The sequence below is a fragment of the Pantoea sp. DY-15 genome, from assembly GCF_019795935.1.
Taxonomy (GTDB): domain Bacteria; phylum Pseudomonadota; class Gammaproteobacteria; order Enterobacterales; family Enterobacteriaceae; genus Pantoea; species Pantoea leporis.
Window position 1 is genome coordinate 75,908 of the sequence record NZ_JAIMIF010000003.1, and the last position, 25,038, is coordinate 100,945.

Sequence of the window (25,038 nt, forward strand, 5' to 3'; positions counted from 1 at the left end):
CGGTGCCGCAAAAGACACCACCAGCGTGGCAAGTCGCTACACTGAAAGACAATCAACAACAATGATGTCGTGGTTCCGATACGGAAAATTCTGGTCGTAGTGAACTTCGGGCCAAAGGGCCGCTCTAAGCGCATGCTTGCTCAGAACAATGAGATGTGCTGGCAGTTCACTTACGCATAAAAAAGTTTTGGGGAGATATTACCTCGGATGAGCGAGCAGTTAACGGATCAGGTTCTCGTTGAGCGGGTTCAGAAGGGAGATCAAAAGTCCTTTAATTTACTGGTGATTCGATACCAGCATAAAGTGGCGAGCCTGGTTTCACGCTATGTTCCGTCAGGCGATGTGCCTGATGTGGTTCAGGAATCTTTTATTAAAGCGTATCGCGCACTGGAATCGTTCCGTGGCGACAGCGCCTTTTATACATGGCTGTACCGCATCGCGGTAAACACAGCGAAAAATTATCTGGTTGCTCAGGGGCGACGTCCGCCATCCAGTGATGTGGATGCTATCGATGCGGAAAATTTCGAAAGTGCGGGTGCACTGAAAGAAATTTCGAACCCTGAGAACTTAATGTTGTCTGAAGAACTGAAACAAATCGTCTTTCGTACCATTGAGGCGCTTCCCGAAGATCTTCGTATGGCCATTACCCTTAGGGAATTGGATGGTCTGAGTTACGAAGAGATTGCCGTCATCATGGATTGTCCGGTCGGTACCGTACGTTCGCGTATCTTCCGTGCACGAGAGGCTATTGATAATAAAGTTCAACCGCTTATCCAACGTCAGTGATAACGGCTACTGGAAGGGTACCAAGGCATGCAGAAAGAAAAACTTTCCGCTTTAATGGATGGTGAAACTTTAGATAACGAGCTGTTGGCATCGTTGTCGAAGGATGCGGATCTTCAGCACAGCTGGGAAAGCTACCATCTCATTCGCGACACCTTACGCGGTGATATCGGAGAAGTGCTGCATTTTGATATCTCCGCACGTGTGGCGGCGGCCATCGAAAACGAGCCGGCACGCAAAGTCACTCCGCTGATCCCTGAAGCGCAGCCTGAGCCGTCACGTTACGAGAAGATGCCGTTCTGGCGTCGTGGTGGCAGTTGGGCGGCACAGCTGACGCAAGTTGGTGTTGCTGCTTGTGTCTCACTGGCGGTGATTGTCGGTGTTCAGCACTACAACAGTTCACCAACTGGCAGCGCGACTGAAACCTCCGATTCACCGGCATTCAACACCTTGCCGATGATGGGTAAAGCGTCACCGGTCAGCTTAGGCGTGCCTTCTGAAGCCTTCGACACCAACAGCTCTAATCAGCAGGTGCAGGAACAGCGTCGTCGCGTGAATGCCATGCTGCAGGATTATGAACTGCAACGCCGTCTGCATGCCGATCAGGTTCAGTTTGAGAAAAACGATCCGCAACAGGCTCAGGCTAATGTTCCCGGAAATCAGTCGTTAGGAACTCAGCAGCAGTAATGAAGCAGCTTTGGTGTGCCGTTAGCCTGCTGGCAGGCAGCCTGTTTTGCTCATCTATCGCCTCGGCGCAGACCTCTGCGTCCGGGGCGTTGTTGCAACAGATGGAGCAGGCAAGCCAGAACCTCAACTACGAATTTGCCTACATCAATGTCTCGCGTCTCGGCATTGAATCTCTGCGTTATCGCCACGCGGTTATCGACAATCGTATCTTCGCCCAACTGTTGCAGATGGACGGGCCGCGCCGTGAAGTGATCCAGCGCGGAAACGACATCAGCTATTTCGAGCCGGGATTAGATCCCTTCTCGCTGCCGGGCAATCACATTATCGATGCGTTACCTGGTTTGATGTTTGCCGACTTCTCCCGTTTGGGTGAGTCTTACGATTTCATTCCGGTGGGCCGCTCGCGCATGGCCGATCAGATGTGCGAAGTGGTGCGCATCGTGTCACGCGATGGCACGCGCTACAGCTATGTCGTGTGGCTGGATGTGGATACCAAATTGCCGCTGCGTATTGATCTGCTCGATCGGGACGGTGAAACGCTGGAACAGTTCCGCGTCATCAGCTTTGCCGTCGATGAAGGCGTACGCAATCTGATGCAAGGGCTGGAGAAGGCCAACTTGCCGCCGTCGCTGTCGTTACCGGCCGGTGACAAAGTGGAACTCAGCTGGCAGCCAAACTGGCTTCCGGCGGGCATGAAACTGATCTCACAAAGTCGCCGCGATATCCCGTCGATGAACAAAACTGTCGAATCGCGCCTGTACAGCGATGGCTTGTTTAGCTTTGCCATTAACGTTACGCCAGCAGATAAAAGCAGCAGCGTTCAGGCATTGCGCACTGGGCGTCGTACGGTGCAGACAGAAGTACGCAATAATAACGAAATCACGGTGGTGGGCGAGTTACCGCCAGCCACTGCCAAACGTATTGCGGACAGCATAGATTCGGGTTCACCAAAATGATGAAAGAATGGGCCACCGTGGTGGCGTGGAAAGAAGGCATCGCCACCCTGCACACGGAAGCGAAAACGTCTTGTAACAGCTGCTCGGCGCGTAAAGGCTGCGGCAGCCATGCGCTTAATCAGCTGGGGCCGAAAAATGCCCACGTGATGACTATCGCCAGCGCGGAGCCGTTGCAACCCGGCCAGCGCATTGAGTTAGGCATCCGCGAAAGCAGCCTGCTGGGTTCTGCCTTGCTGGTTTACATGACGCCACTGTTTGGCCTGTTTTTAGTGGCTGGCATCTTCCAGATGCTGTTCGCCAGCGATCTGGCTGCGGCCTGTGGTGCGCTGTTGGGCGGCATTGGCGGCTTTATCGTAGCGAAAGGTGTATCCAAACTCTTCGGTGATCGCGAGGCTTTCCAACCGGTGATTCTCAGCGTTGCGTTACCGCCTGATGCGTTGCGCGTGGAAAGCGAAGCTTGATCCCCGTCCAGGCCGCGTTTGATGCGGCCTTCCCCAATCAGCTTAACCGCTGAAATCTGTTGCGATTCCCCACAGTTCCATTCTTTAACGCGCGGCGTTAACAGTGTAATATGCGTCGTCATTAATGAGGCCGACAGGGTTCCGGGTAAAGCTCACTTTCCTGAATGTGTCCGTGCTCAAGTTTCCCACTGATTTTCTACGTGAAGATATTCATATAAATGAAGCACATACGAAATTTCTCCATCATCGCTCACATTGACCACGGCAAATCAACGCTCTCTGACCGTTTGATTCAAATTTGTGGTGGCCTGAGCGATCGTGAGATGGCGGCGCAGGTTCTGGATTCCATGGATCTGGAACGCGAGCGCGGCATTACCATTAAAGCGCAGAGCGTCACGCTCGATTACAAAGCGCAGGACGGTGAAACTTACCAGCTCAATTTTATCGATACTCCCGGTCACGTTGACTTCTCGTATGAAGTTTCCCGCTCGCTGGCGGCGTGTGAAGGGGCATTGCTGGTGGTCGATGCAGGGCAGGGCGTTGAAGCTCAGACGCTGGCAAACTGCTACACCGCAATGGAAATGGATCTGGAAGTGGTACCGGTACTGAACAAAATCGACCTGCCTGCTGCCGATCCAGAACGTGTAGCGGAAGAGATTGAAGATATTGTCGGCATTGACGCGACCGATGCGGTGCGTTGCTCGGCGAAAACCGGCGTCGGCGTGCCCGACGTGCTGGAACGTCTGGTGCGTGACATCCCGCCGCCAGAAGGCGATCCGGAAGGTCCGCTGCAGGCGCTGATCATCGATTCCTGGTTCGATAACTACCTTGGCGTAGTATCGCTGATTCGTATTAAGAACGGCACCCTGCGTAAAGGCGACAAAGTTAAAGTCATGAGCTCCGGTCAAAGCTACAACGCTGACCGTCTCGGCATCTTCACGCCGAAGCGTGTTGATCGCAACGAGCTGAACTGCGGTGAAGTCGGCTGGCTGGTGTGTGCGATTAAAGACATCCTCGGCGCACCGGTGGGTGATACGCTGACCTTACAACGCAATCCGGCGGAGAAAGTATTGCCTGGCTTCAAGAAAGTGAAGCCACAGGTTTACGCCGGTCTGTTCCCGATCAGCTCTGACGACTATGAAGCGTTCCGTGATGCGCTGGGCAAATTGAGCCTGAACGATGCGTCACTGTTCTACGAGCCAGAGAGCTCAACGGCGCTGGGCTTCGGTTTCCGCATCGGCTTCCTTGGTCTGCTGCATATGGAGATCATTCAGGAACGTCTGGAGCGTGAATACGATCTGGATCTGATCACCACTGCACCAACCGTAGTGTATGAAGTGGAAACCACCGACGGTGAAACTATCTATGTAGATAGCCCGTCGAAGCTGCCACCGCTGAATAATATTGCCGAGCTGCGTGAGCCGATTGCTGAGTGTCACATGCTGCTGCCGCAGGAGTTCCTCGGCAACGTCATTACGCTGTGTATTGAAAAACGTGGCGTGCAAACCAACATGGTTTACCACGGCAAGCAGGTTGCGCTGACGTATGAGATTCCGATGGCGGAAGTGGTTCTTGACTTCTTCGACCGTCTGAAATCAACCTCGCGCGGTTATGCTTCGCTGGATTACAACTTCAAACGTTTCCAGACCTCTGACATGGTGCGTGTCGACGTGATGATTAACTCAGAACGTGTTGATGCGCTGGCGCTGATTACTCACCGTGATAACTCACAATATCGTGGCCGCGACCTGGTGGAGAAGATGAAAGATCTGATCCCACGTCAGCAGTTTGATATTGCGATTCAGGCGGCAATCGGCAACCACATTATCGCTCGCTCAACGGTAAAACAGCTGCGTAAAAACGTCCTGGCGAAATGCTATGGCGGTGACGTGAGCCGTAAGAAGAAACTGTTGCAGAAGCAGAAAGACGGTAAGAAGCGAATGAAGCAGGTCGGCAACGTTGAGCTGCCGCAGGAAGCATTCCTTGCCATTCTGCATGTCGGTAAAGACAGCAAATAAGGATTTTTAATGGCTAACATGTTCGCCCTGGTTTTAGTGATCGCAACGCTGATCACTGGCGTTATCTGGTGTATCGATCGCTTTAAATGGGCACCGGCGCGTCGTGCGAAGCAAGCTGCCGCGCAAGCGCAGGCCGGCAACGCACTCGACAGTAAAACGCTGGCGAAAGTAGCCGCGCAGCCGGGTTGGGTAGAAACCACCGCATCGGTGTTCCCGGTGCTGGCGGTGGTGTTGATCGTGCGTTCGTTTATTTTTGAGCCGTTCCAGATTCCCTCGGGCTCAATGATGCCAACGCTGCTGATTGGCGACTTCATCCTCGTGGAGAAGTTTGCTTACGGTATTAAAGATCCGATTACCCAAACCACACTGATACCAACTGGCCATCCGCAGCGCGGTGATGTCGCGGTATTCAAATACCCGAAAGATCCCAGCGTGGACTACATCAAGCGCGTGATTGGCTTGCCGGGCGATAAAGTGGTGTTTGATCCTTACAGCAAAACCCTGACCATCAATCCGGGTTGCAGTAGCGGCAGTTGCGACACGGCGCTGCCAGTGACTTACACTAACGTTGAGCCAAGTAACTTCATTCAAACCTTCAGCGGCTTTGATGGCAATGAAACCGGCAACGGCTTCTTCCAGGCGCCGCAGGGCGAAACCATGAAGGGCGGCCTGCGTCTCGGCACCCGCAAAGAGACATTGGGCAACGTAACGCACGATATCTTGCTGGTAAACGAAGCGCAAAGTCAGGCAAGCATGTATTATCAGCAGCCGGGCCAGCCGCAATCGACCTGGATTGTGCCGCAAGGGCAATATTTCATGATGGGTGATAACCGCGATAACAGCGCCGACAGCCGCTACTGGGGCTTTGTGCCCGAGAAGAATCTGGTCGGCAAAGCGGTGGCCATCTGGATGAGCTTCGAGAAACAGGAAGGACAGTGGCCGACCGGCGTGCGCTTTAGCCGCATTGGTGGGATTCACTAATTAGCTTCAAAAAAGGTTGGCCTCTCTTTCGGGAGGCCAGTGCACACCAAACAGAACAGGTTGGAACCTCAGCCCTGTTTCGTATGCAGTGATAGGCGCACAGAACAACTGGAATAGCATGAACCCCATCGTCATTAACAAGCTGCAGCGCAAACTGGGCTACACTTTTACTCATCCGGATTTATTGCAGCAGGCACTGACGCATCGTAGCGCCAGTAGCAAACACAATGAACGTCTTGAATTTCTTGGCGATTCTATTCTCAGCTACGTGATTGCCAATGCGCTCTATCACCGCTTCCCGCGTGTGGACGAAGGCGACATGAGCCGTATGCGTGCCACGCTGGTGCGCGGCAATACGCTGGCAGAGATGGCGCGAGAGTTCGACCTTGGCGAATGTTTACGCCTCGGTCCGGGCGAGCTGAAAAGCGGCGGTTTCCGTCGTGAATCGATCCTCGCGGATACCGTTGAAGCCTTAATTGGCGGCATCTTCCTCGATAGCAGCATTCAAACCGTCGAAAAGTTAATTCTCGACTGGTATCACTCACGACTGGAACAGATCAGTCCGGGCGATAAGCAAAAAGATCCGAAAACGCGCCTGCAGGAGTATTTGCAGGGACGTCATCTGCCGCTGCCGTCGTATTTGGTGGTACAGGTGCGTGGCGAAGCCCACGATCAGGAATTCACCATTCACTGTCAGGTGAGTGGCATGGCAGAACCGGTGGTGGGCATTGGCTCCAGCCGCCGTAAAGCCGAGCAAGCAGCCGCCGAACAGGCGTTAATTAAGCTTGGCCTCGAATAAATAGTCACATTGCAGCGTCGAAAGCGGCGCTGCCCAAGTCAGGACTCGAATGAGCGAACTCGAAACATATAGCGGCTTTGTCGCGATTGTAGGCCGACCAAACGTCGGTAAATCCACTTTGCTGAACCAGTTGCTGGGGCAGAAAGTGTCGATCACGTCGCGCAAGCCGCAAACCACGCGTCACCGTATTATGGGCATCCATACCGAAGGCGCTTATCAGGCGATCTACGTGGATACGCCAGGGCTGCACATGGAAGAGAAACGGGCGATCAACCGCCTGATGAACCGTGCCGCCAGCAGCTCCATTGGTGACGTTGAGCTGGTGATCTTTGTGGTTGAAGGTACGCGCTGGACACCAGACGACGAGATGGTGCTCAACAAGCTGCGTGATAACAAAGTTCCGGTGGTATTGGCGATCAACAAAGTCGACAATATCCAGGACAAGAGTATTCTGTTACCGCATCTGCAGTTCCTTAGCCAGCAGATGAACTTCCTTGAAATCGTCCCTATCTCAGCTGAAAGCGGCAAAAATGTCGACGCGATTGCGGCGATTGCGCGTAAATGCCTGCCAAAATCTGAGCATCATTTCCCGGAAGATTATGTCACCGACCGCTCGCAGCGCTTTATGGCGTCTGAGATCATCCGTGAAAAGTTAATGCGCTTCCTGGGGGCAGAACTGCCTTACTCCGTTACCGTCGAAATTGAGCAGTTTGTTTCGAACGATCGCGGCGGCTACGACATCAATGGCCTGATCCTCGTTGAGCGCGAAGGCCAGAAGAAAATGGTCATCGGCAATAAAGGCGCCAAGATCAAAACCATCGGCATTGAATCGCGTAAAGACATGGAAGAGATGTTTGAAGCGAAAGTGCATCTCGAACTGTGGGTTAAAGTGAAATCGGGCTGGGCGGACGATGAACGTGCGCTGCGCAGCTTAGGTTACTCTGACGAAGGTTAAGTAATGGAAGGCTGGCAACGCGCCTTTGTGCTGCATAGTCGCCCTTACAGCGAAACCAGCCTACTCCTCGATCTGTTCAGCGAAAGCGAAGGGCGCGTCCGCGTCCTTGCCAAAGGCGCCCGCTCGCGCCGCTCCCAACTAAAAGGTGCACTGCAACCCTTTACGCCACTGCTGGTGCGCTGGGGTGGACGCGGTGATGTCAAAACGCTGCGCAATGCCGAAGCCGTTTCGCTGGCATTGCCGCTCAGCGGCATTACGCTCTATTGTGGGCTCTACGTCAACGAGCTGCTGTCGCGCGTGCTGGAGCAGCAAATTCCCTTCTCTGATATGTTCTTTGATTACCTGAATTGCATCCAAACGCTGGCGGCAGGCAACGGCTCGCCTGAACCGGCGCTGCGCCGCTTTGAGCTGGCGCTGCTCGGGCATCTCGGTTACGGCGTGGATTTTCTGCACTGTGCCGGCAGCGGCGAAGAGGTGGCTGATGGCATGACCTACAGCTACCGCGAAGAGAAGGGTTTTATCGCCAGTTTGGTGGTCAATCAACGCAGCTTTACCGGCCGCCAGCTGCGTGCGTTGTGGGAGCGCGAATTCCCCGATGCCGATACTCTGCGCGCCGCCAAACGCTTTACGCGTATGGCGCTCAAACCCTATCTTGGCGGCAAGCCGCTGAAGAGTCAGGAACTGTTTCGCCAGTTTGTGCCAAAAAAGAAACCAGATGTGGCAAACGACTAGCGCTGGTCGTACCGCCTGATATATTCAGCGCGGTACACTGCAAACACACTGAACACATTTAAGGATTGTCATGGCTGAGTTGCTGTTAGGCGTCAACATTGACCACATTGCCACCGTACGTAACGCACGTGGCACAAACTATCCCGATCCGGTGCAGGCCGCGTTTGTTGCTGAGCAGGCCGGTGCTGACGGCATTACCGTGCATCTGCGTGAAGATCGCCGCCACATTACCGACCGCGATGTACGCATTCTGCGTGACACCATTCAGACGCGCATGAATCTGGAGATGGCGGTAACGGACGAGATGATCGACATTGCCTGCGAAATCAAGCCGCACTTCGTTTGTCTGGTGCCGGAAAAGCGTCAGGAAGTGACCACCGAAGGCGGGCTGGATGTGGCGGGTCAGCAGGACAAAATTAATGCCGCGGTGCGCCTGTTAAGCGACGCCGGCATTCTGGTGTCACTGTTCATCGATGCCGATCACCGTCAGATTGAAGCGGCGGTTGCCAGCGGCGCGCCTTATATCGAAATTCACACCGGCGCCTATGCCGAAGCGCCCGAAGGTCTCGCGCGCCAGGCTGAGCTGTCGCGCATCCGCAAAGCCGCGACTTTCGCCGCCAGCCTTGGTTTAAAAGTGAATGCCGGCCACGGTTTGACTTACCACAACGTGCAGCCGATTGCTGAATTGCCGGAGATGCATGAGCTGAATATTGGCCATGCGATTATTGGCCGCGCGCTATTCAGCGGTTTGGCCGATGCGGTCAGCGAAATGAAGCAGCTGATGCGGGAAGCGCGTCGCTAATGGCGATTCTCGGACTCGGCAGCGATATCGTAGAGATCGAGCGCATTGCTGGCGTTATTGAGCGCTCCGGCGACCGTCTGGCGCGTCGCGTATTAAGCGAAGCCGAGTGGCAGCAATATCAGGCGCACCAGCAACCGGTGCGCTTTCTGGCTAAACGTTTTGCGGTGAAAGAGGCGGCCGCGAAAGCCTTCGGCACCGGCATTCGCGGTGGCCTGGCCTTCAATCAGTTCGAAGTGTACAACGATGCGCTGGGCAAACCGGGATTACGTTTCTTTGAGCAGGCCAGGGTGATTGCCAGCCAGCTCGGGGTGAAACACGTGCATGTGACGTTAGCGGATGAACGCCATTACGCCTGCGCAACGGTGATTATTGAGAACTAAGGGTGCAACACCACAAACTTCTCCCACAGCGCCTCGCGGCTTTCCGGGTGCTGTGGATCGGTAATGATGGTGTTATCAATCGGGCAGACGCTTTGGCAGGTCGGCACATCATAATGGCCCACGCACTCGGTGCAGCGGTCGACATTAATTTCATAGATCGCGTCACCTAAGCTGATTGCCTGGTTTGGGCATTCAGGTTCGCACATATCGCAATTGATGCATTTGGTGGTGATGAGCAAGGCCATAGCAGAAGTCCAATAACAGCAGAAAAGGCGCGGGTATTATACGCGCCTGATCTCATCAGACCAGCTTTTTCACCAACGCTTCGCTGTGGCGAATGTGGCTGGAGGCGCGTTCAGGATCGTTTTGTACCAGCGCCATAAACAGCAGATCGGTCAACGCCAGCTGCGCGCTGGTCGACGAGATCGCCGCACTGCGCGTGCTCTGCTCCTCCGCCACGGTGTAGAGGCAAACCGTGGCGCACTGCTGCAGAGCATTCGGCGTAAAGCCGGTAAAGGCCAGCACATCGGCACCGACCTGCGCCGCTTCCTGCGCCGCCAGATTGATTTCGCGACGTTCGCCAGTATAGGAGATCGCCAGCAGCACATCGCCCGGCGCCATCGCTTGCACGCTGGCGAGCAAAGCGTGCATATCCTGCTCCGCCACCGCATTGATGCCGATCTTCATCAGCTTCCACGAAAAATCTTTCGCCACTAAACCGGACGCGCCGATGCCAACCAGCAAAATACGATTGGCATTTTTCAGCAGCTGCAAGGTTTGCAGCAGCTTCTCTTCGCTATTGATGTCCAGCGTGGCGCGGATCGCCGAGATCTTTTCGGTCAGCAGCTTTTCGCCGACCACTTTCAGCGGATCGTCGCTGAGAATATGGTTATGCACGGTAATCGCATCGCGATCGGCCATCGATTCGCTCAGCGCCAGCTTCAGCGCTGGAAACCCTTTGTAGCCCAGCTTCTGGGCAAACTTCACCACGCTGGACTGGCTAACGCCCGATTCCTCAGCGAGTTTTTGTGAACTGAGATGCCGTGCACGATCCGGCTGCGACAGCAAAAAATCCGCCAGCCGGCGCTCATTTAGCGCCAGTCGAGGGTAGAGCTGACGAATGCGCAGCAATGAACTCATGGTTCGATCCTTAATTCCTTTATCCGCAAACAGCGCGTAAACGCGAAGAATAAACTATTCAAATGGCATTGTAGTCACTGGAATTAAAAATAGCAGCTTTCGCCTCGAACGCCGAAGCTGGCTACACTGTAGTGCAGAAACCGCGAAGGATAGAGAAGGAGTGCTGTTTGACAAAGGGTACACAACGACGCGTGGTATTTTTCGATCTCGATGGCACGCTGCATCAGCAAGACATGTTTGGCACCTTTATGCGCTATCTGCTGCGACGTCAGCCGATCAATCTGCTGCTGGTGGTACCGCTGTTACCGGTGATTGGTCTTGGCATGCTGATCAAAGGGCGCGCCGCACGCTGGCCAATGAGTTTATTGCTGTGGGCGATTACCTTCGGCCACAGCGAAAAACGTCTGCGCCAGCGTGAGGCGGAATTCGCTGAGTGGTTCCGCCAGCGTGTTACTGCGTTTCCGGTGGTGCAGCAGCGACTCACCGACTATCTCAGCAGCAGCGATGCCGATGTCTGGCTGATTACCGGTTCGCCGCAGTCTCTGGTGGAGCAAGTCTATTTCGACTCGGCCTTCTTACCGCGCGTACAGCTGATTGCCAGCCAGATGAAACCGGGCCGCGGCGGACGTTTGCTGTCGATGCGCTGCCTCGGCCATGAAAAGGTGGCACAGCTGGAGGAGAAAATCGGCACGCCGCTGCAACTGTATAGCGGCTACAGCGATAGCAAACAGGACAACCCGCTGCTGTTCTTCTGTCAGCACCGCTGGCGCGTCACGCCGCGCGGTGAGCTGCAACAACTGGAATAACGCTTCGATTCCGGCAGCAGCATCGCTATAATGCGCCGCCTTTTACTGCCCGCAGGAGTTGCCCGGTGAACCCACAAACTGATGAATATTGGATGCGTTATGCGCTGGAACTGGCGAAGCGCGCGTGGGAGCAGGGCGAAGTGCCGGTTGGTGCGGTGCTGGTGCAGGGCGACAAGGTGATTGGCGAGGGCTGGAACCGGCCGATTGGTCAGCACGATCCTACCGCACATGCCGAGATCATGGCGCTGCGTCAGGGCGGCAAAGTACTGGAAAACTATCGTCTGCTGGATACCACGCTGTATGTCACGCTGGAACCCTGCGTGATGTGCGCCGGTGCGATGGTGCACGGCCGCATCACGCGGCTGGTGTACGGCGCTAAAGATGAGAAAACCGGCGCGGCCGGTTCATTGCTGGATGTGATTGGTCATCCCGGCATGAATCATCAAATTCAGATTGATTGCGGTGTGCTGGCGGAAGAGTGTGCCGGGATGCTGAGTGACTTTTTCCGCATGCGTCGCGAACAGAAGAGGGCGCTGCGTCAGGCGCAGCGCACCGGTTAATTCATCGCAATTTTCGGTTCGACCGCCGGGTAACCGGCGCCTAACTCCGCTTCCAGTGCCGACTGCTGCGCTAAACGCTTCTCCTGTTCCTGCAAATATCCCACCAAACTGATCTGATATTTACGGATATTCTCCACGTAGTTATAAGCTTCGTGGCCGCGAGCGTAGCCGTAGGTGGTTTGCGTGTAATAGCGCTTCTGGCTCAACATCGGCAAACGCAGCTTCACGTCGGCCCAGCTGTCGGGATTACCGCCCTGTTTCGCCGTCAGCTTGCGTACGTCCAGCATGTGCGCATAGCCCATGTTATATGCCGCCAGCGCGAACCAGATACGTTCATCTTCAGGAATCGTTTCCGGGACTTTCTCCATCATGCGCTTGAGATATTCGCTGCCGCCGCGAATGCTCTGTTCGGGATCGAGGCGATCGTTGACGTCAAGGCTGTCGGCGGTATTACGCGTCAACATCATCATGCCGCGCACGCCGGTTGGCGATGTGGCCTGCGGATTCCAGTGCGACTCCTGATAAGAGATCGCCGCCAGTAAACGCCAATCCATGCTGGCGGAATATTTCTCAAACAGCGGTTTGATATCCGGCAAAGTGTTATCAATGGCGCGCAGGAAGGTGCGGGTATCAACGTAATCGAAGGTGCCAACGTGGCCGAGATACTTCTCTTCCAGCCGCGCCATCGTGCCTTCCTCGCCCATCTGGCTGTAGAAGTCGAGCATCGCCGCACTCAGGCTGTCGTCTTCATTGCGCGGTAAATACCAGGTGACCGGCTCTTCGTCGGTCACATCAAACGCCACCGCCAGCTGCGGATGAATGCGCTGCAGCAGGCCGATGGTAACCGAATCGCCCACCGTGTAATCGAGTTTGCCGTCAGCAACTGCTTCAAGCAGCGCTTTCTGACCCTGATCGGTGGAGATCGCCCAGTCGAGATCGGGATAGCTGTCAGCTTTGGCGGAACGTAAAGTTGACAGATATGCCGAACCGGACTGCACAATCAGGCGGCCTTTGAGATCGCCGAGATTCTTAGGGCGAGGCTTATCAATGCGGTACACCAGCTGCTGCGACACCGAATAGTAGCTCGGGCCACTTTGGTAGTGCGCGAGGCGCTCGCTGTTGTAGATCAAGCCGGCGGCCAGCAAATCCGCTTTACCGTCATCGAGGTCGTCAAACAGATCGCCGAGATTAGGACGCACCTCAACTTCCAGTTTCACGCCAAGGTAATCGGCGAAGCGCTTCGCCAGCTCGTAATCCATACCGGCTGGTGCATTGTTAATGGTGTAGTAAGTCAGCGGAGAGTTAACGGTACTGATGCGCAGCACTCCGCGTGATTTGATCTGTGATAGCGCGTCTGTTCCGCCCCCGTACCACGGGATTGAAGGCCACAATGCTAGCGCAAGTAGCACGGTGATCAGACCGATAAACAGATAGTTTATTTTTAGGCGTTTCAAATAGTTGTCTCGTAATGGCTCACAGGCCTCTGTCTTTTAAAGGCAGTATTTATGTTGTTTTAACTCCCAGAGCGAGGGGCATTTTGCGCAACAAAAAGGGGCAGGGCAACTTTTATAGCAAGAATTGTGCAAAATTCAGCCAAACGCCAGGTGCCAGAATTTATGCGCAAACGGTTTCGTAACCCGAGCTGTTTCTCTATAATACCGCCCGTTTTCCCCTGTTGCGCCCAATGAAGCGTCGCCCGGCACTTCAAAGACGAGAGATCTTTAATGATGGAAATTCTGCGTGGTTCGCCCGCTCTGTCGGCATTTCGTGTAAACAAACTGCTGACCCGCTTTCAGGACGCTCACCTTCCGGTGAGTGATATTTACGCCGAGTACGTCCATTTTGCCGATGTTAGTGCACCGCTCAGCGCGGATGAGCAAGCCCGCCTGCAACGCCTGCTGAAATACGGTCCTTCTCTCGCCGAACACGCGCCACAAGGGCGTCTGTTGCTGGTAACGCCGCGTCCCGGCACCATTTCACCGTGGTCATCGAAAGCCACCGACATCGCCCATAACTGCGATCTGCCACAGGTCTTGCGTCTTGAGCGCGGTATGGCCTTCTATGTGCAGGCACCTGAGCTGACGGAAGCACAGTGGCAGCAGCTGGCGAGCCTGCTGCATGACCGCATGATGGAAACGGTGTTCGCTGATCTCAACGATGCGCAGCAGCTGTTTGCTCACCATCAGCCGCAGCCGCTGAAAAGCGTTGACGTGCTGGGCGCAGGCCGCAGCGCGCTGGAGCAGGCCAACACCACGCTGGGTCTGGCGCTGGCCGATGATGAGATCGACTACCTGCTTGATGCCTTTACTAAGCTGGGCCGCAATCCAAACGACATCGAGCTCTACATGTTTGCGCAGGCAAACTCCGAGCACTGTCGTCACAAGATCTTCAATGCCGACTGGATTATCGACGGCGAAAAGCAGCCAAAGTCGCTGTTTAAAATGATTAAAAACACCTTTGAACATAATCCTGAGCACGTGCTGTCTGCCTATAAAGACAACGCTGCGGTAATGGAAGGTTCTGAGGTTGGCCGCTTCTACGCCGATGCGCAGAAGGGCGAATATGAGTTTCATCAGGAAGCCGCACATATCCTGATGAAAGTCGAAACCCATAACCACCCAACCGCCATTTCACCATGGCCGGGTGCCGCGACCGGTTCCGGTGGCGAAATTCGTGACGAAGGCGCAACCGGACGTGGCGCGAAGCCCAAAGCCGGTCTGGTCGGTTTCTCGGTATCGAACCTGCGTATTCCGGGCTTTGAACAGCCGTGGGAAGAGGATTTCGGTAAGCCGGATCGCATCGTCACCGCGCTGGATATCATGACCGAAGGTCCATTGGGCGGCGCGGCGTTCAACAACGAATTTGGTCGTCCAGCCCTCAACGGCTACTTCCGTACCTACGAAGAGCGCGTTAACAGCCACAATGGCGTGGAGCTACGCGGCTATCACAAGCCCATCATGCTGGCGGGCGGCATCGGTAACATCCGTGCCGATCACGTGCAGAAAGGCGAGATCGTGGTCGGCGCCAAGCTGATCGTGCTGGGGGGCCCGGCTATGAACATCGGTCTGGGCGGCGGCGCGGCATCGTCAATGGCATCAGGCCAATCGGATGCCGATCTCGACTTTGCGTCAGTACAGCGCGACAACCCAGAGATGGAACGTCGTTGCCAGGAAGTGATCGACCGCTGCTGGCAGCTGGGCGAAGCCAACCCGATTCTGTTCATCCACGACGTCGGCGCGGGCGGCCTTTCGAACGCCATGCCAGAGCTGGTGAGCGACGGTAATCGTGGCGGTAACTTCAACCTGCGCGACATCCTCAGCGATGAGCCAGGCATGAGTCCGCTGGAAGTATGGTGTAACGAGTCGCAGGAACGTTATGTGCTGGCGGTCGCGCCGGAGAAACTGGCGCTGTTCGACGAGCTGTGCCAGCGTGAACGCGCGCCTTATGCGGTCATCGGTGAAGCCACCGAAGAGCTGCATCTGAACCTCGCCGACAGCCATTTCGACAACAAGCCAATCGACATGCCGCTCGACGTGCTGCTGGGCAAAACACCGAAAATGACGCGTGATGTTGCCAGCCAGCAGGCCAACGGCGAAGCGCTGCAGCGTGACGGGATTAGCGTAGCGGATGCGGTGAATCGTGTGCTGCACCTGCCGACCGTGGCGGAAAAAACCTTCCTGATCACCATTGGTGACCGCAGCGTAACCGGCATGGTCGCGCGCGATCAGATGGTAGGACCGTGGCAGATTCCGGTCGCGAACTGCGCCGTCACCACCGCCAGCCTCGATAGCTATCACGGTGAAGCCTTCTCGCTTGGTGAACGTGCACCCGTCGCATTGCTCGACTTCGCGGCTTCAGGTCGCCTCGCCGTCGGTGAAGCGCTGACCAACATCGCCGCAACCTCCATTGGTTCGCTACAGCGCGTTAAGCTCTCTGCGAACTGGATGGCCGCCGCCGGTCATCCAGGCGAAGACGCGGGCTTGTACGCGGCGGTTAAAGCGGTCGGCGAAGAGTTGTGTCCCGCGCTGGGTATCACCATTCCGGTAGGCAAAGACTCAATGTCGATGAAAACCCGCTGGCAGCAAGGTACTGAGCAGCGCGAAATGACCTCGCCGCTGTCGCTGGTGATCACCGCCTTTGCGCGCGTGGAAGATGTGCGTCGCACCGTGACGCCGCAGTTGCAGGCGGATCAAGACAACCTGCTGCTGCTGGTGGATCTCGGCAACGGCGCGAACACCCTTGGCGCGACTGCGCTGTCGCAGGTTTATCGTCAGCTGGGCGATAAGCCTGCCGACGTGCGTGATGCTACGCAGCTGGCGGGCTTCTTCAACGCCATTCAGGCGCTGGTGGCCGAGCAGAAACTGCTGGCTTACCACGACCGTTCTGACGGCGGCCTGCTGGTCACGCTGGCGGAGATGGCCTTCACCGGTCACTGCGGTATCGAAGCCGATATTGCCGCTTTGGGCAGCGATGCGTTAGCCGCATTGTTCACCGAAGAGCTGGGCGCGGTGCTGCAGATCAACGCAGCGGATCGTGCAGCCGTCGAGAAGGTGTTCGCTGACCACGGTCTGAGCGCTAACCTGCACGTGATTGGTAAAGCCCTGCCAGGCGATCGCTTCGTGATCCGCTCTGGCGACAGCGCGGTGTACAGCGAAAGCCGTAGCACGCTGCGTACCTGGTGGGCAGAAACCACCTGGCAGATGCAGCGTCTGCGTGATAACCCAGCCTGTGCCGATCAGGAGCATGAAGCGAAGAAAGACGATAACGACCCAGGTCTGAACGTCCATCTGACCTTCAAACCAGAAGAAGATGTTGCGGCACCGATGATTGCGACGGGCGCACGTCCGCGTGTGGCAGTGCTGCGTGAGCAGGGCGTTAACTCACACGTAGAGATGGCCGCCGCCTTCCATCGTGCGGGCTTTACTGCAGTTGACGTACATATGAGCGATCTGCTGGCGGGCCGTCGCGGTCTGGAAGAGTTCCAGGCGCTGGTCGCCTGCGGTGGCTTCTCGTACGGTGACGTGCTGGGCGCGGGTGAAGGCTGGGCGAAATCCATCCTGTTCAATGGTCGCGTGCGTGATGAGTTCGAAAATTTCTTCCATCGCCCACAGACGCTGGCACTTGGCGTGTGTAACGGTTGCCAGATGATGTCGAACCTGCGTGAACTGATTCCAGGAAGCGAGCTGTGGCCACGCTTTGTGCGCAACCAATCCGAGCGTTTCGAAGCGCGTTTCAGCCTGGTTGAAGTGGCGGCGAGCCCATCGCTGCTGCTGGATGGCATGGTCGGATCGCATATGCCAATCGCGGTATCGCACGGTGAAGGTTTTGTCGAAGTGCGTGACGGCGCGCATCTGGCACAGCTGGAGAGCAAAGGTTTGGTGGCGCTGCGCTTTGTCGATAACTTCGGCAAAGTGACAGAAAGCTATCCGGCTAACCCGAACGGATCGCCTAACGGCATCACTGCGGTAACCAACGAGAGCGGACGCGTCACCATTATGATGCCGCACCCAGAGCGTGTGTTCCGTACCGTGAGCAACTCCTGGCATCCGGCAGAGTGGGGCGAAGACAGCCCGTGGATGCGTATCTTCCGCAACGCGCGTAAGCAGTTGGGATAACAAAACAAAGGCCGCTAAACAGCGGCCTTTTTTATTCTGCGCGTTTTGCAGGTCTGCCATTCATGGCGACCTTACTAAAATCCGCATAATCTTCAAACTGTCGGAAAATAACGACAATCCCGCCAATACGTTGTCGTCAAAAGGTGACATTTAACTCATTGATTTATATAGCAAGTAAATTACCACGACAAACACGTTGCTAATCAGCGACACTTTTCACAGACCGTCCGGTCCGCTTTTCTCTGGGAGAGTGCTTCGTCTCTGGCATTCCTCTGATAATAAACGCTATTTATTTATTGGCACGATACTTGCTATACTCCCTACGTGGCTCATTCACCTGTTTATGATTGCCCCGCTTCAGCGGCTGAGCTCATAAAAACCGAATGACGCACCAAACGGAGCCTGTCGTCCACCTCACCGATAATCGTTTGCTTTGCAACGTTATCAAACATCGGGCGCAACGTTGAGTTAGGCTCCACCTATTTTGCAAGCGATGCTGCGGCGTCGCTCTCACGGCAGGCCAAAAGGCCTGCCGTTTTCATATCTGGCCTTTCTTCCGTTTTGATACTTCGCTAGCATGCCTGCAGCTCACATTTAAGGAAGCGCGGTTGTGATGAAATGGCGTCTGTTTCCCCGATCCCTGCGGCAGCTAGTGTTAATGGCTTTCCTGCTGGTACTGCTGCCGTTACTGGTGCTGGCATGGCAAGCGTGGGAAAGTCTTTCGGCGTTAAGCAACCAGGCGGCGGATACCAACCGCAATACCTTTACCGATGTGCGTCGCAGCGAAGCGATGGCGCGTACCGCGCTGGAGCTGGAGCGCAGCTACCGCCAATATTGCGTGCTCGGCGATGCGTCGCTGGCGAAGCTGTATCAAACGCAGTGGACGCGCTACGGCCAAATGCTCAGCAGTCACGCTGCCAGTTTGCCCGATCTGCCTTCCTTCAAAGTGCTGCAAACCACCTTGCCTTCGCTGCAGCAACTGCAGTGCGATAACGGCAATCCTGAGGCGCAAGCCGCCAGCGCGCTGGAGCGTTTTTCCGATACCAACACGCAAATGGTGCAGGCAACGCGTGAAGTGGTATTTTCGCGCGGCTTACAGCTGCAGCGTGAAATCGCCGATCGCGGTCAGTTTTTTGGCTGGCAGGCGCTGATTCTGTTCCTGATTAGCCTGGTGCTGGTTTTGCTGTTCACGGGGATGATCATCGGTCCGGTGAAGCGGGTTGAACGCATGATCAATCGATTGGGCGAAGGTAAGGCGCTGGGCGATAGCGGCAGTTTCCGTGGTCCGCGTGAGATCCGTTCGTTGGGGCAGCGCATCGTCTGGCTGAGTGAGCGGTTAAGCTGGCTGGAAGAGCAGCGCCACGAATTTTTGCGCCACCTGTCGCATGAGCTGAAAACGCCGCTTGCCAGTCTGCGTGAAGGCACAGAACTGCTGGCCGATCAGGTCGCTGGACCACTGAATGCCGAGCAGCAGGAAGTGGTGGCGATTCTCGATACCAGCAGCCGTCATTTACAGCGGCTGATTGAGCAGTTGCTCGATTATAACCGCAAGCTGGCCGATGGACCGATGGCGCTGAAGCCTGTGGCGCTAAATGAGATCATTGATTCGGTGGTAAAAGTGCACTCGTTGCCAGCCAATGCACGTGAAATGACCACCCACGTTGATCTGCAAGTGCATCATTGTCTGGCGGAAGCGACGCTGCTGCAGCGGGTGATCGATAACCTCTATTCGAACGCCGTGAACTACGGCAGCGAATCCGGTAACATCTGGCTGCAGAGCCAGCAGAAGGGCAACCAGGTGTGGATTGAGGTGGCAAACACCGGCACACCGATTCCGGCTGAAGAGCAGGCGATGATTTTTGAGCCCTTTTATCAGGGCAGCCAACAGCGCAAAGGGCCGGTTAAAGGCAGCGGGCTGGGCTTAAGCATCGCCAAAGATTGTCTGCGCAGGATGCACGGCGATCTGCAGTTGGTAACGCGCAAGGATGCGGATGTCTGTTTTCGTATCATTCTGACGACCAGCGCCGGGAATGCCTGATTAATGAAATTAACCCTATTCAAACTTGTGGCCAGTGCAGTGCTGGTTTTCGGCCTCAGCGCCTGCCAGGCACCGTCACAAGATCGTACGCAGCATAATGGCGTTAGCGTCCCTGAACCGGAGGTACGCCTGCCGGATTATCTGGCGACCGATTGCCAAAACGTGTGGCAAATCGAAACGCCAGCCGCCGCTGGCAATCCGCTCTATTGGCAGCGCGCAATGGATTGCGCCGAGCGCTTATCGCCGGCCGAAGCGCGTGCAGAAGCGCGTCGCTGGCCGGTGCAGGGCTGGGCGCGCGCCTTCAAGCAGGGCATCTTGCTCGCGAACGGTAACGTCACGCCAGTTGAGCGCCGTGATTTCGTCACTACCTTAGACGGTTACAGCGCGGCTTATCCGGCGTCGGTGCGTCCGCTGCTCCAGCTGTGGCGCAGCAATCAGGCGGCCCAACTCGAGCTGAGCGAAGCGCGTGGACGCTACGCCGCTTTGCAGCAGAGTAATGACGCGGAGATGGATAACCTGCGCCAGCAGCAAACCAAAATGCGTCAGTCGCTGGCCGATACTCAACGCAAGTTAGAGCGTTTAACCGACATTGAACGCCAGCTGTCGTCGCGTAAAGCGCCTGATAGCAGCGACACATCGCACGGCGGCAGCGATGTGCAAAGTGAGGATCAGTAACCATGAAACAAGCCGCACGTTTATTGCTGGTGGATGATGATCCGGGCTTATTGAAACTGCTCGGCATGCGTCTGAGCAGCGAAGGCTATCAGGTGGCGACGGCCGCCAGCGGGCCGGAAGCGCTGCGCCATCTGCAGAAAGAGAAGGTCGATTTGGTGATCAGCGACCTGCGCATGGACGAAATGGATGGTTTGGCGCTGTTCGGCGAAGTGCAAAAACGTCATGCGGGCTTGCCGGTGATCATTCTCACCGCGCACGGTTCGATCCCGGAAGCGGTATCCGCCACGCAACAAGGCGTGTTCAGCTTTCTGACCAAACCGGTCGATCGTGACGCTTTGTATAAAGCGATAGATGAAGCGCTGGCCCAGCGCGCACCGATCAGCGATGACGGCTGGCGCGAAGCGATTGTGACGCGCAATCCGCAAATGCTGCGGTTGCTGGAGCAGTCGCACATGGTGGCGCAATCTGACGTCAGCGTATTGATTAACGGTCAAAGCGGCACCGGTAAAGAGGTGCTGGCGCAGGCGATACACGCCGCCAGCCCGCGCGCCACCAAGCCGTTCATCGCCATCAACTGCGGTGCGCTGCCGGAACAACTTTTAGAATCTGAACTGTTTGGTCATGCTAAAGGCGCCTTTACCGGCGCGGTCAGCGCGCGTGAAGGTCTGTTCCAGGCAGCTGAAGGCGGCACGCTGTTTCTTGATGAGATTGGCGATATGCCGCAGGCGCTGCAGGTGAAACTGCTGCGTGTGTTGCAGGAGCGCAAAGTGCGGCCGTTAGGCAGCAACCGCGATCTGGATATCAACGTGCGGATTATTTCCGCCACGCACCGCGATTTGCCCAAAGCGATGGAGAAGAAGAGTTTCCGCGAAGATCTCTACTATCGTCTTAACGTGGTGAATCTGAAAATTCCCGCGCTGCACGAGCGCGCTGAAGATATCCCGCTGCTGGCGAATCATCTGCTGCGCCAATCCGCCGATCGCCATAAACCTTTCGTGCGTAGCTTTTCGGTGGATGCGATGAAGCGGCTGGTCAGCGCCGCCTGGCCGGGCAATGTACGTCAGCTGGTCAACGTGATTGAACAGTGCGTCGCCTTGAGTACCGCGCCGGTCATCGGTGATGCGCTGGTTGAACAGGCGCTGGCGGGGGAAAATACCGCGCTGCCGACTTTCGTCGAAGCACGTAATCAATTTGAGCTGAACTATCTGCGTAAACTGCTGCAGATGACCAAAGGAAATGTCACCAACGCTGCGCGTCTGGCTGGACGTAACCGCACTGAATTCTATAAGCTGCTGTCGCGCCATGAATTGGACGCCAGCGAATTTAAAGAGTAGCTTGCTGCGGCAGCGTCAGGAACAATTATACTAACGGTATCCGTCCATCATGGAGGGAGTAAAAAAGGATCTGTCATGAAAAAGATCGATGCAATTATCAAACCATTCAAACTCGATGATGTACGTGAAGCCTTAGCGGAAGTGGGCATCACCGGGATGACCGTCAGTGAAGTGAAAGGCTTTGGTCGTCAGAAAGGTCACACTGAGCTGTATCGCGGCGCTGAGTACATGGTCGATTTTCTGCCAAAAGTGAAAATCGAAATGGTGGTAGGTGACGATATCGTCGATACCTGCGTAGAAACCATTATGAAAACCGCGCAGACCGGCAAAATCGGCGACGGCAAAATCTTCGTCTTTGACGTGGCGCGCGTAGTGCGTATCCGTACCGGTGAAGAGGACGAAGAGGCGATTTAAGCCCCTTCGCGCATTGCCTGTAAAAGCCTGCCTTGCGCAGGCTTTTTTGTTTTACAGCACCTTGTGCGGGCCAAATACTTCGTAGTGGATGCGATCGGCATTGATGCCGGCATCGACCAGTTGACGTGCGACAAACTGCATAAACGGCAGCGGACCACAGATCCAGAACTGACGATCGGCCTGGTTCAGCGCGGAGGATACGCTCGCCAAATCCATCAAGCCCTGCGCGTCGTAACGCCCGGCATCGGCACTTTCTGGTTGCCGATACCAAACGTGGCTGGTGAAGTTTGGCAGGCGTGCGCCAAGGGATTTCACCTCTTCAGCAAACGCATGCTGCGAACCGGCTTCCGCGGCGTGCAGCCAGTTAACCGCCGCCGCATGTTGCTGCTGCGCCAGAGTAGCCAGCATCGCCAGCATTGGGGTTTGGCCGACGCCAGCAGAGATCAGCGTAATCGGCGTAGCGGCTTCAGCCTGCAGGATGAAATCACCGGCTGGTGCCGCGCATTGCACGATATCGCCCACCTGCGCACGATCATGCAGCCAGCCCGACACGCTGCCCAGCGCTTCGCGTTTAACCGCGATGCGATAAAATTGCCCATTTGGCTGGTGCGTCAGCGAATACTGGCGATGCTGAATATTTTCACAGCCTGCCGGTTGTAGGCTGATGGCCAGATACTGCCCTGGCAGAAAGGTTGCCACCGGCTTACCGTCGTTTGGCACTAGTTCAAAACTCTTGATCACCGAACTCTCCTGATTGATAGCGCGAATACGAAAATCACGCGCACCGCGCCAGCCGCCGGTTTTCTCTTCGGAGGCCGAATAGATGGCTTCTTCACGCTGGATAAACACATCGGCCAGCACGCCGTACGCTTTGCCCCATGCGGTCAGCACTTCTTCACCCGGATGCAGCAGCTCATCAATCGTCGCCAGCAGGTTTTCACCCACAATCGCATACTGCTCGGGCTGAATGTTCAGGCTGGCATGCTTCTGCGCGATTTTCTCCACCGCCGGCAACAGCACGGCCAAATTTTCCAGGTTGCTGCCGTAAGCCACAATGGCGTTGAACAACGCTTCCCGCTGATTGCCGCTGCGCTGATTGTTCATGTTGAATACGTTTTTCAGTTCAGGATGTTGCGTCAGTAAACGTTGGTAGAAATGGCCGGTCAGCTGCGGTCCAACCTGGGCAATGGCGGGCAAGGTCGATTTGATGGTAGCGATGGTTTGCGCGTCGAGCATGGTGAAATCCTCAGAGTGAATTTAAACATGTATTTTAAATACATCTTATGAATAATCGAAGCGCCTGTAAATCCCTTGTTGTGATTAAGGATTAAGCAAGAAAGGTGCGGGCTGGCGCGCAAAGCTGAAATTCTCTCGCCATGAAAGTGAGCAAATTTCGTGATTTTCTGGCTTGCAAAAAAGCGTAAAAAACCCGTTCCAGCGCCATGCCAATCGTTTGCGCAAAAAGAGGGGATTGACGCTACCGTCACCTGTCAAAACCGTTTACACTGTTCGCCTTCGCCCCCTAGCCGGGGCCTAAACTGCCGTTAAAAAGTTAGCTGAGTCAGGAGAGTCCGGATGTTAAAGCGTGATATGAACATTGCCGATTATGATGCCGCGTTGTGGCAGGCTATGGAGCAAGAGAAAGTGCGTCAGGAAGAGCACATTGAACTGATTGCTTCTGAAAACTACACCAGCCCACGCGTAATGCAGGCCCAAGGTTCACAGCTCACCAACAAATATGCCGAAGGCTATCCGGGCAAACGCTATTACGGCGGATGTGAATACGTCGATATCGTTGAGCAACTGGCGATCGATCGCGCTAAAGAGCTGTTCGGCGCAGATTTCGCTAACGTGCAGCCGCACTCCGGTTCTCAGGCCAACTTCGCGGTTTACACCGCGCTGCTGCAGCCGGGCGACACCATTCTGGGTATGAACCTGGCGCACGGTGGTCACCTGACGCACGGTTCCCCGGTAAACCTGTCGGGTAAGCTGTACAACGTTATCCCTTACGGCATCGATGAAACCGGCAAAATCAATTACGAAGAGCTGGCTGAGCTGGCGCAAACCCACAAGCCAAAAATGATCGTCGGCGGCTTCTCTGCTTACTCTGGCGTGTGCGACTGGGCCAAAATGCGTGAAATCGCAGACAGCGTTGGCGCCTACCTGTTCGTCGATATGGCACACGTTGCGGGCCTGATCGCCGCAGACGTCTATCCGAACCCAGTTCCTCATGCCCACATCGTGACTTCAACCACCCATAAAACCCTGGCGGGTCCGCGCGGCGGCCTGATCCTGGCGAAAAACGGTGACGAAGAGCTGTATAAAAAACTGAACTCCGCGGTGTTCCCGGGTGGTCAGGGCGGTCCTCTGATGCACGTGATCGCCGGTAAAGCGGTGGCGTTCAAAGAAGCGATGGAGCCAGAGTTCAAGACTTATCAGCAGCAGGTGGCTAAGAACGCGAAAGCGATGGTGGAAGTTCTGCTGGAGCGCGGTTACAACATCGTTTCCGGTGGTACACACAACCACTTGTTCCTGATCGATCTGGTCAGCAAAAACCTGACCGGTAAAGAAGCCGATGCCGCTCTGGGCCGCGCCAACATTACCGTTAACAAAAACAGCGTACCTAACGATCCGAAGAGCCCGTTCGTGACCTCTGGCGTGCGTATCGGTACCCCAGCGGTGACGCGTCGTGGCTTCAAAGAAGCTGACGTTCGCGAGCTGGCTGGCTGGATCGCTGACGTGCTGGACAACATCAACGACGAAGCGACCATCGAACGTACCAAACAGAAAGTGCTGGAAATCTGCAGCCGTCTGCCGGTGTACGCGTAAGCTTTACGCTTCTCGATGCAGTGCAAAAAAGGATGGTGCAAGCCATCCTTTTTTATTGCCGTCGCAGCAGTGC

The 25,038-nt window shown here is 55.6% G+C and carries 23 protein-coding genes; 19 read left to right on the plus strand and 4 right to left on the minus strand.

The window, feature by feature from the left end; all coding sequences use genetic code 11:
- Positions 1–207 precede the first annotated feature (207 nt).
- The 11 genes from rpoE to acpS all read left to right on the plus strand — a co-directional run bounded on the left by rpoE (position 208) and on the right by acpS (position 9,554).
- A complete protein-coding gene (rpoE, locus tag K5Y32_RS12955) occupies positions 208–786 on the plus strand; it encodes an RNA polymerase sigma factor RpoE (protein ID WP_007886161.1) in 579 nt (192 codons plus the stop codon).
- Positions 787–813: 27 nt separating this feature from the next.
- The gene (gene rseA / locus K5Y32_RS12960; protein ID WP_176971027.1) at positions 814–1,470 is read left to right on the plus strand and encodes an anti-sigma-E factor RseA; all 657 of its coding nucleotides are present in this window, start codon (positions 814–816) and stop codon (positions 1,468–1,470) included.
- A complete protein-coding gene (gene rseB / locus K5Y32_RS12965; protein WP_222184427.1) occupies positions 1,470–2,426 on the plus strand; it encodes a sigma-E factor regulatory protein RseB in 957 nt (318 codons plus the stop codon). The genes rseA and rseB overlap by 1 nt, the downstream gene beginning before the upstream one ends.
- Complete coding sequence (gene rseC / locus K5Y32_RS12970) at positions 2,423–2,887, plus strand: SoxR-reducing system protein RseC (RefSeq protein ID WP_061718009.1); 465 nt, start codon at positions 2,423–2,425, stop codon at positions 2,885–2,887. The genes rseB and rseC overlap by 4 nt, the downstream gene beginning before the upstream one ends.
- A gap of 218 nt (positions 2,888–3,105) precedes the next feature.
- A complete protein-coding gene (gene lepA, locus K5Y32_RS12975; protein WP_101763458.1) occupies positions 3,106–4,905 on the plus strand; it encodes a translation elongation factor 4 in 1,800 nt (599 codons plus the stop codon).
- Between the two features lie 9 nt (positions 4,906–4,914).
- Entirely contained in the window at positions 4,915–5,886 is a 972-nt protein-coding gene (gene lepB / locus K5Y32_RS12980) for a signal peptidase I (RefSeq protein ID WP_101763459.1), read from the plus strand.
- A gap of 118 nt (positions 5,887–6,004) precedes the next feature.
- Positions 6,005–6,685, plus strand: a complete 681-nt coding sequence (rnc, locus tag K5Y32_RS12985; RefSeq protein WP_036620136.1) for a ribonuclease III — start codon at positions 6,005–6,007, stop codon at positions 6,683–6,685.
- 49 nt (positions 6,686–6,734) lie between these two features.
- The gene (era, locus tag K5Y32_RS12990) at positions 6,735–7,640 is read left to right on the plus strand and encodes a GTPase Era (RefSeq protein WP_008101512.1); all 906 of its coding nucleotides are present in this window, start codon (positions 6,735–6,737) and stop codon (positions 7,638–7,640) included.
- 3 nt (positions 7,641–7,643) lie between these two features.
- Positions 7,644–8,372: a DNA repair protein RecO gene (recO, locus tag K5Y32_RS12995; protein ID WP_008101510.1), complete on the plus strand. Its 729-nt coding sequence runs from the start codon at positions 7,644–7,646 to the stop codon at positions 8,370–8,372.
- A 70-nt stretch (positions 8,373–8,442) separates the two neighbouring features.
- On the plus strand, positions 8,443–9,174 hold the full coding sequence (gene pdxJ, locus K5Y32_RS13000; RefSeq protein WP_007886179.1) for a pyridoxine 5'-phosphate synthase: 732 nt from the start codon (positions 8,443–8,445) through the stop codon (positions 9,172–9,174).
- Entirely contained in the window at positions 9,174–9,554 is a 381-nt protein-coding gene (gene acpS / locus K5Y32_RS13005; RefSeq protein WP_101763460.1) for a holo-ACP synthase, read from the plus strand. Before pdxJ ends, acpS begins: the two co-directional genes overlap by 1 nt.
- Here the strand turns inward: acpS and K5Y32_RS13010 are convergent.
- Positions 9,551–9,799, minus strand: a complete 249-nt coding sequence (locus K5Y32_RS13010) for a YfhL family 4Fe-4S dicluster ferredoxin (RefSeq protein ID WP_222184428.1) — start codon at positions 9,797–9,799, stop codon at positions 9,551–9,553. The two genes, acpS and K5Y32_RS13010, sit on opposite strands and share 4 nt — an antisense overlap.
- Positions 9,800–9,854: 55 nt before the next feature.
- Positions 9,855–10,694: a MurR/RpiR family transcriptional regulator gene (locus K5Y32_RS13015; protein ID WP_101763462.1), complete on the minus strand. Its 840-nt coding sequence runs from the start codon at positions 10,692–10,694 to the stop codon at positions 9,855–9,857.
- A 167-nt stretch (positions 10,695–10,861) separates the two neighbouring features.
- Here K5Y32_RS13015 and yfhb point away from each other — a divergent pair, with 167 nt between their 5' ends.
- Positions 10,862–11,500, plus strand: coding sequence for a phosphatidylglycerophosphatase C (gene yfhb, locus K5Y32_RS13020; protein WP_192232985.1), 639 nt, complete (start codon positions 10,862–10,864; stop codon positions 11,498–11,500).
- Positions 11,501–11,565: 65 nt separating this feature from the next.
- The gene (gene tadA / locus K5Y32_RS13025; RefSeq protein ID WP_222184430.1) at positions 11,566–12,060 is read left to right on the plus strand and encodes a tRNA adenosine(34) deaminase TadA; all 495 of its coding nucleotides are present in this window, start codon (positions 11,566–11,568) and stop codon (positions 12,058–12,060) included.
- On the opposite strand, the gene mltF is transcribed toward tadA, so the two are convergent.
- Positions 12,057–13,514: a membrane-bound lytic murein transglycosylase MltF gene (gene mltF / locus K5Y32_RS13030; protein ID WP_110868275.1), complete on the minus strand. Its 1,458-nt coding sequence runs from the start codon at positions 13,512–13,514 to the stop codon at positions 12,057–12,059. The two genes, tadA and mltF, sit on opposite strands and share 4 nt — an antisense overlap.
- Positions 13,515–13,784: 270 nt before the next feature.
- Between mltF and purL the strand changes: the two genes are divergently transcribed.
- From purL to glnB, 5 genes are all read left to right on the plus strand, one after another.
- Positions 13,785–17,675 carry a phosphoribosylformylglycinamidine synthase gene (gene purL, locus K5Y32_RS13035; protein ID WP_192232987.1) on the plus strand — a complete coding sequence of 1,297 codons (3,891 nt, stop codon included), beginning with the start codon at positions 13,785–13,787 and terminating at the stop codon, positions 17,673–17,675.
- A gap of 610 nt (positions 17,676–18,285) precedes the next feature.
- On the plus strand, positions 18,286–19,713 hold the full coding sequence (locus K5Y32_RS13040; RefSeq protein WP_101763467.1) for a HAMP domain-containing sensor histidine kinase: 1,428 nt from the start codon (positions 18,286–18,288) through the stop codon (positions 19,711–19,713).
- Positions 19,714–19,716: 3 nt separating this feature from the next.
- Positions 19,717–20,388, plus strand: coding sequence for a two-component system QseEF-associated lipoprotein QseG (gene qseG / locus K5Y32_RS13045; RefSeq protein WP_101763468.1), 672 nt, complete (start codon positions 19,717–19,719; stop codon positions 20,386–20,388).
- A gap of 2 nt (positions 20,389–20,390) precedes the next feature.
- Complete coding sequence (gene glrR, locus K5Y32_RS13050; RefSeq protein ID WP_101763469.1) at positions 20,391–21,722, plus strand: two-component system response regulator GlrR; 1,332 nt, start codon at positions 20,391–20,393, stop codon at positions 21,720–21,722.
- 75 nt (positions 21,723–21,797) lie between these two features.
- On the plus strand, positions 21,798–22,136 hold the full coding sequence (glnB, locus tag K5Y32_RS13055; protein ID WP_007886217.1) for a nitrogen regulatory protein P-II: 339 nt from the start codon (positions 21,798–21,800) through the stop codon (positions 22,134–22,136).
- Between the two features lie 51 nt (positions 22,137–22,187).
- On the opposite strand, the gene hmpA is transcribed toward glnB, so the two are convergent.
- Positions 22,188–23,372 (minus strand): NO-inducible flavohemoprotein, encoded by a 1,185-nt coding sequence (gene hmpA / locus K5Y32_RS13060; RefSeq protein WP_222184432.1) that lies wholly within the window; start codon positions 23,370–23,372, stop codon positions 22,188–22,190.
- A 339-nt stretch (positions 23,373–23,711) separates the two neighbouring features.
- Here hmpA and glyA point away from each other — a divergent pair, with 339 nt between their 5' ends.
- Positions 23,712–24,965: a serine hydroxymethyltransferase gene (glyA, locus tag K5Y32_RS13065; RefSeq protein WP_101763471.1), complete on the plus strand. Its 1,254-nt coding sequence runs from the start codon at positions 23,712–23,714 to the stop codon at positions 24,963–24,965.
- Positions 24,966–25,038 lie beyond the last annotated feature (73 nt).

Excerpts from the sequence above, each read along its gene's own strand:
- rpoE (WP_007886161.1), top strand. The coding sequence starts at position 208 with ATGAGCGAGCAGTTAACGGATCAGGTTCTCGTTGAGCGGGTTCAGAAG.
- rseA (WP_176971027.1), top strand. The coding sequence starts at position 814 with ATGCAGAAAGAAAAACTTTCCGCTTTAATGGATGGTGAAACTTTAGAT.
- rseB (WP_222184427.1), top strand. The coding sequence starts at position 1,470 with ATGAAGCAGCTTTGGTGTGCCGTTAGCCTGCTGGCAGGCAGCCTGTTT.
- rseC (WP_061718009.1), top strand. The coding sequence starts at position 2,423 with ATGATGAAAGAATGGGCCACCGTGGTGGCGTGGAAAGAAGGCATCGCC.
- lepA (WP_101763458.1), top strand. The coding sequence starts at position 3,106 with ATGAAGCACATACGAAATTTCTCCATCATCGCTCACATTGACCACGGC.
- lepB (WP_101763459.1), top strand. The coding sequence starts at position 4,915 with ATGGCTAACATGTTCGCCCTGGTTTTAGTGATCGCAACGCTGATCACT.
- rnc (WP_036620136.1), top strand. The coding sequence starts at position 6,005 with ATGAACCCCATCGTCATTAACAAGCTGCAGCGCAAACTGGGCTACACT.
- era (WP_008101512.1), top strand. The coding sequence starts at position 6,735 with ATGAGCGAACTCGAAACATATAGCGGCTTTGTCGCGATTGTAGGCCGA.
- recO (WP_008101510.1), top strand. The coding sequence starts at position 7,644 with ATGGAAGGCTGGCAACGCGCCTTTGTGCTGCATAGTCGCCCTTACAGC.
- pdxJ (WP_007886179.1), top strand. The coding sequence starts at position 8,443 with ATGGCTGAGTTGCTGTTAGGCGTCAACATTGACCACATTGCCACCGTA.
- acpS (WP_101763460.1), top strand. The coding sequence starts at position 9,174 with ATGGCGATTCTCGGACTCGGCAGCGATATCGTAGAGATCGAGCGCATT.
- K5Y32_RS13010 (WP_222184428.1), bottom strand. The coding sequence starts at position 9,799 with ATGGCCTTGCTCATCACCACCAAATGCATCAATTGCGATATGTGCGAA.
- K5Y32_RS13015 (WP_101763462.1), bottom strand. The coding sequence starts at position 10,694 with ATGAGTTCATTGCTGCGCATTCGTCAGCTCTACCCTCGACTGGCGCTA.
- purL (WP_192232987.1), top strand. The coding sequence starts at position 13,785 with ATGATGGAAATTCTGCGTGGTTCGCCCGCTCTGTCGGCATTTCGTGTA.
- qseG (WP_101763468.1), top strand. The coding sequence starts at position 19,717 with ATGAAATTAACCCTATTCAAACTTGTGGCCAGTGCAGTGCTGGTTTTC.
- glrR (WP_101763469.1), top strand. The coding sequence starts at position 20,391 with ATGAAACAAGCCGCACGTTTATTGCTGGTGGATGATGATCCGGGCTTA.
- glnB (WP_007886217.1), top strand. The coding sequence starts at position 21,798 with ATGAAAAAGATCGATGCAATTATCAAACCATTCAAACTCGATGATGTA.
- hmpA (WP_222184432.1), bottom strand. The coding sequence starts at position 23,372 with ATGCTCGACGCGCAAACCATCGCTACCATCAAATCGACCTTGCCCGCC.
- glyA (WP_101763471.1), top strand. The coding sequence starts at position 23,712 with ATGTTAAAGCGTGATATGAACATTGCCGATTATGATGCCGCGTTGTGG.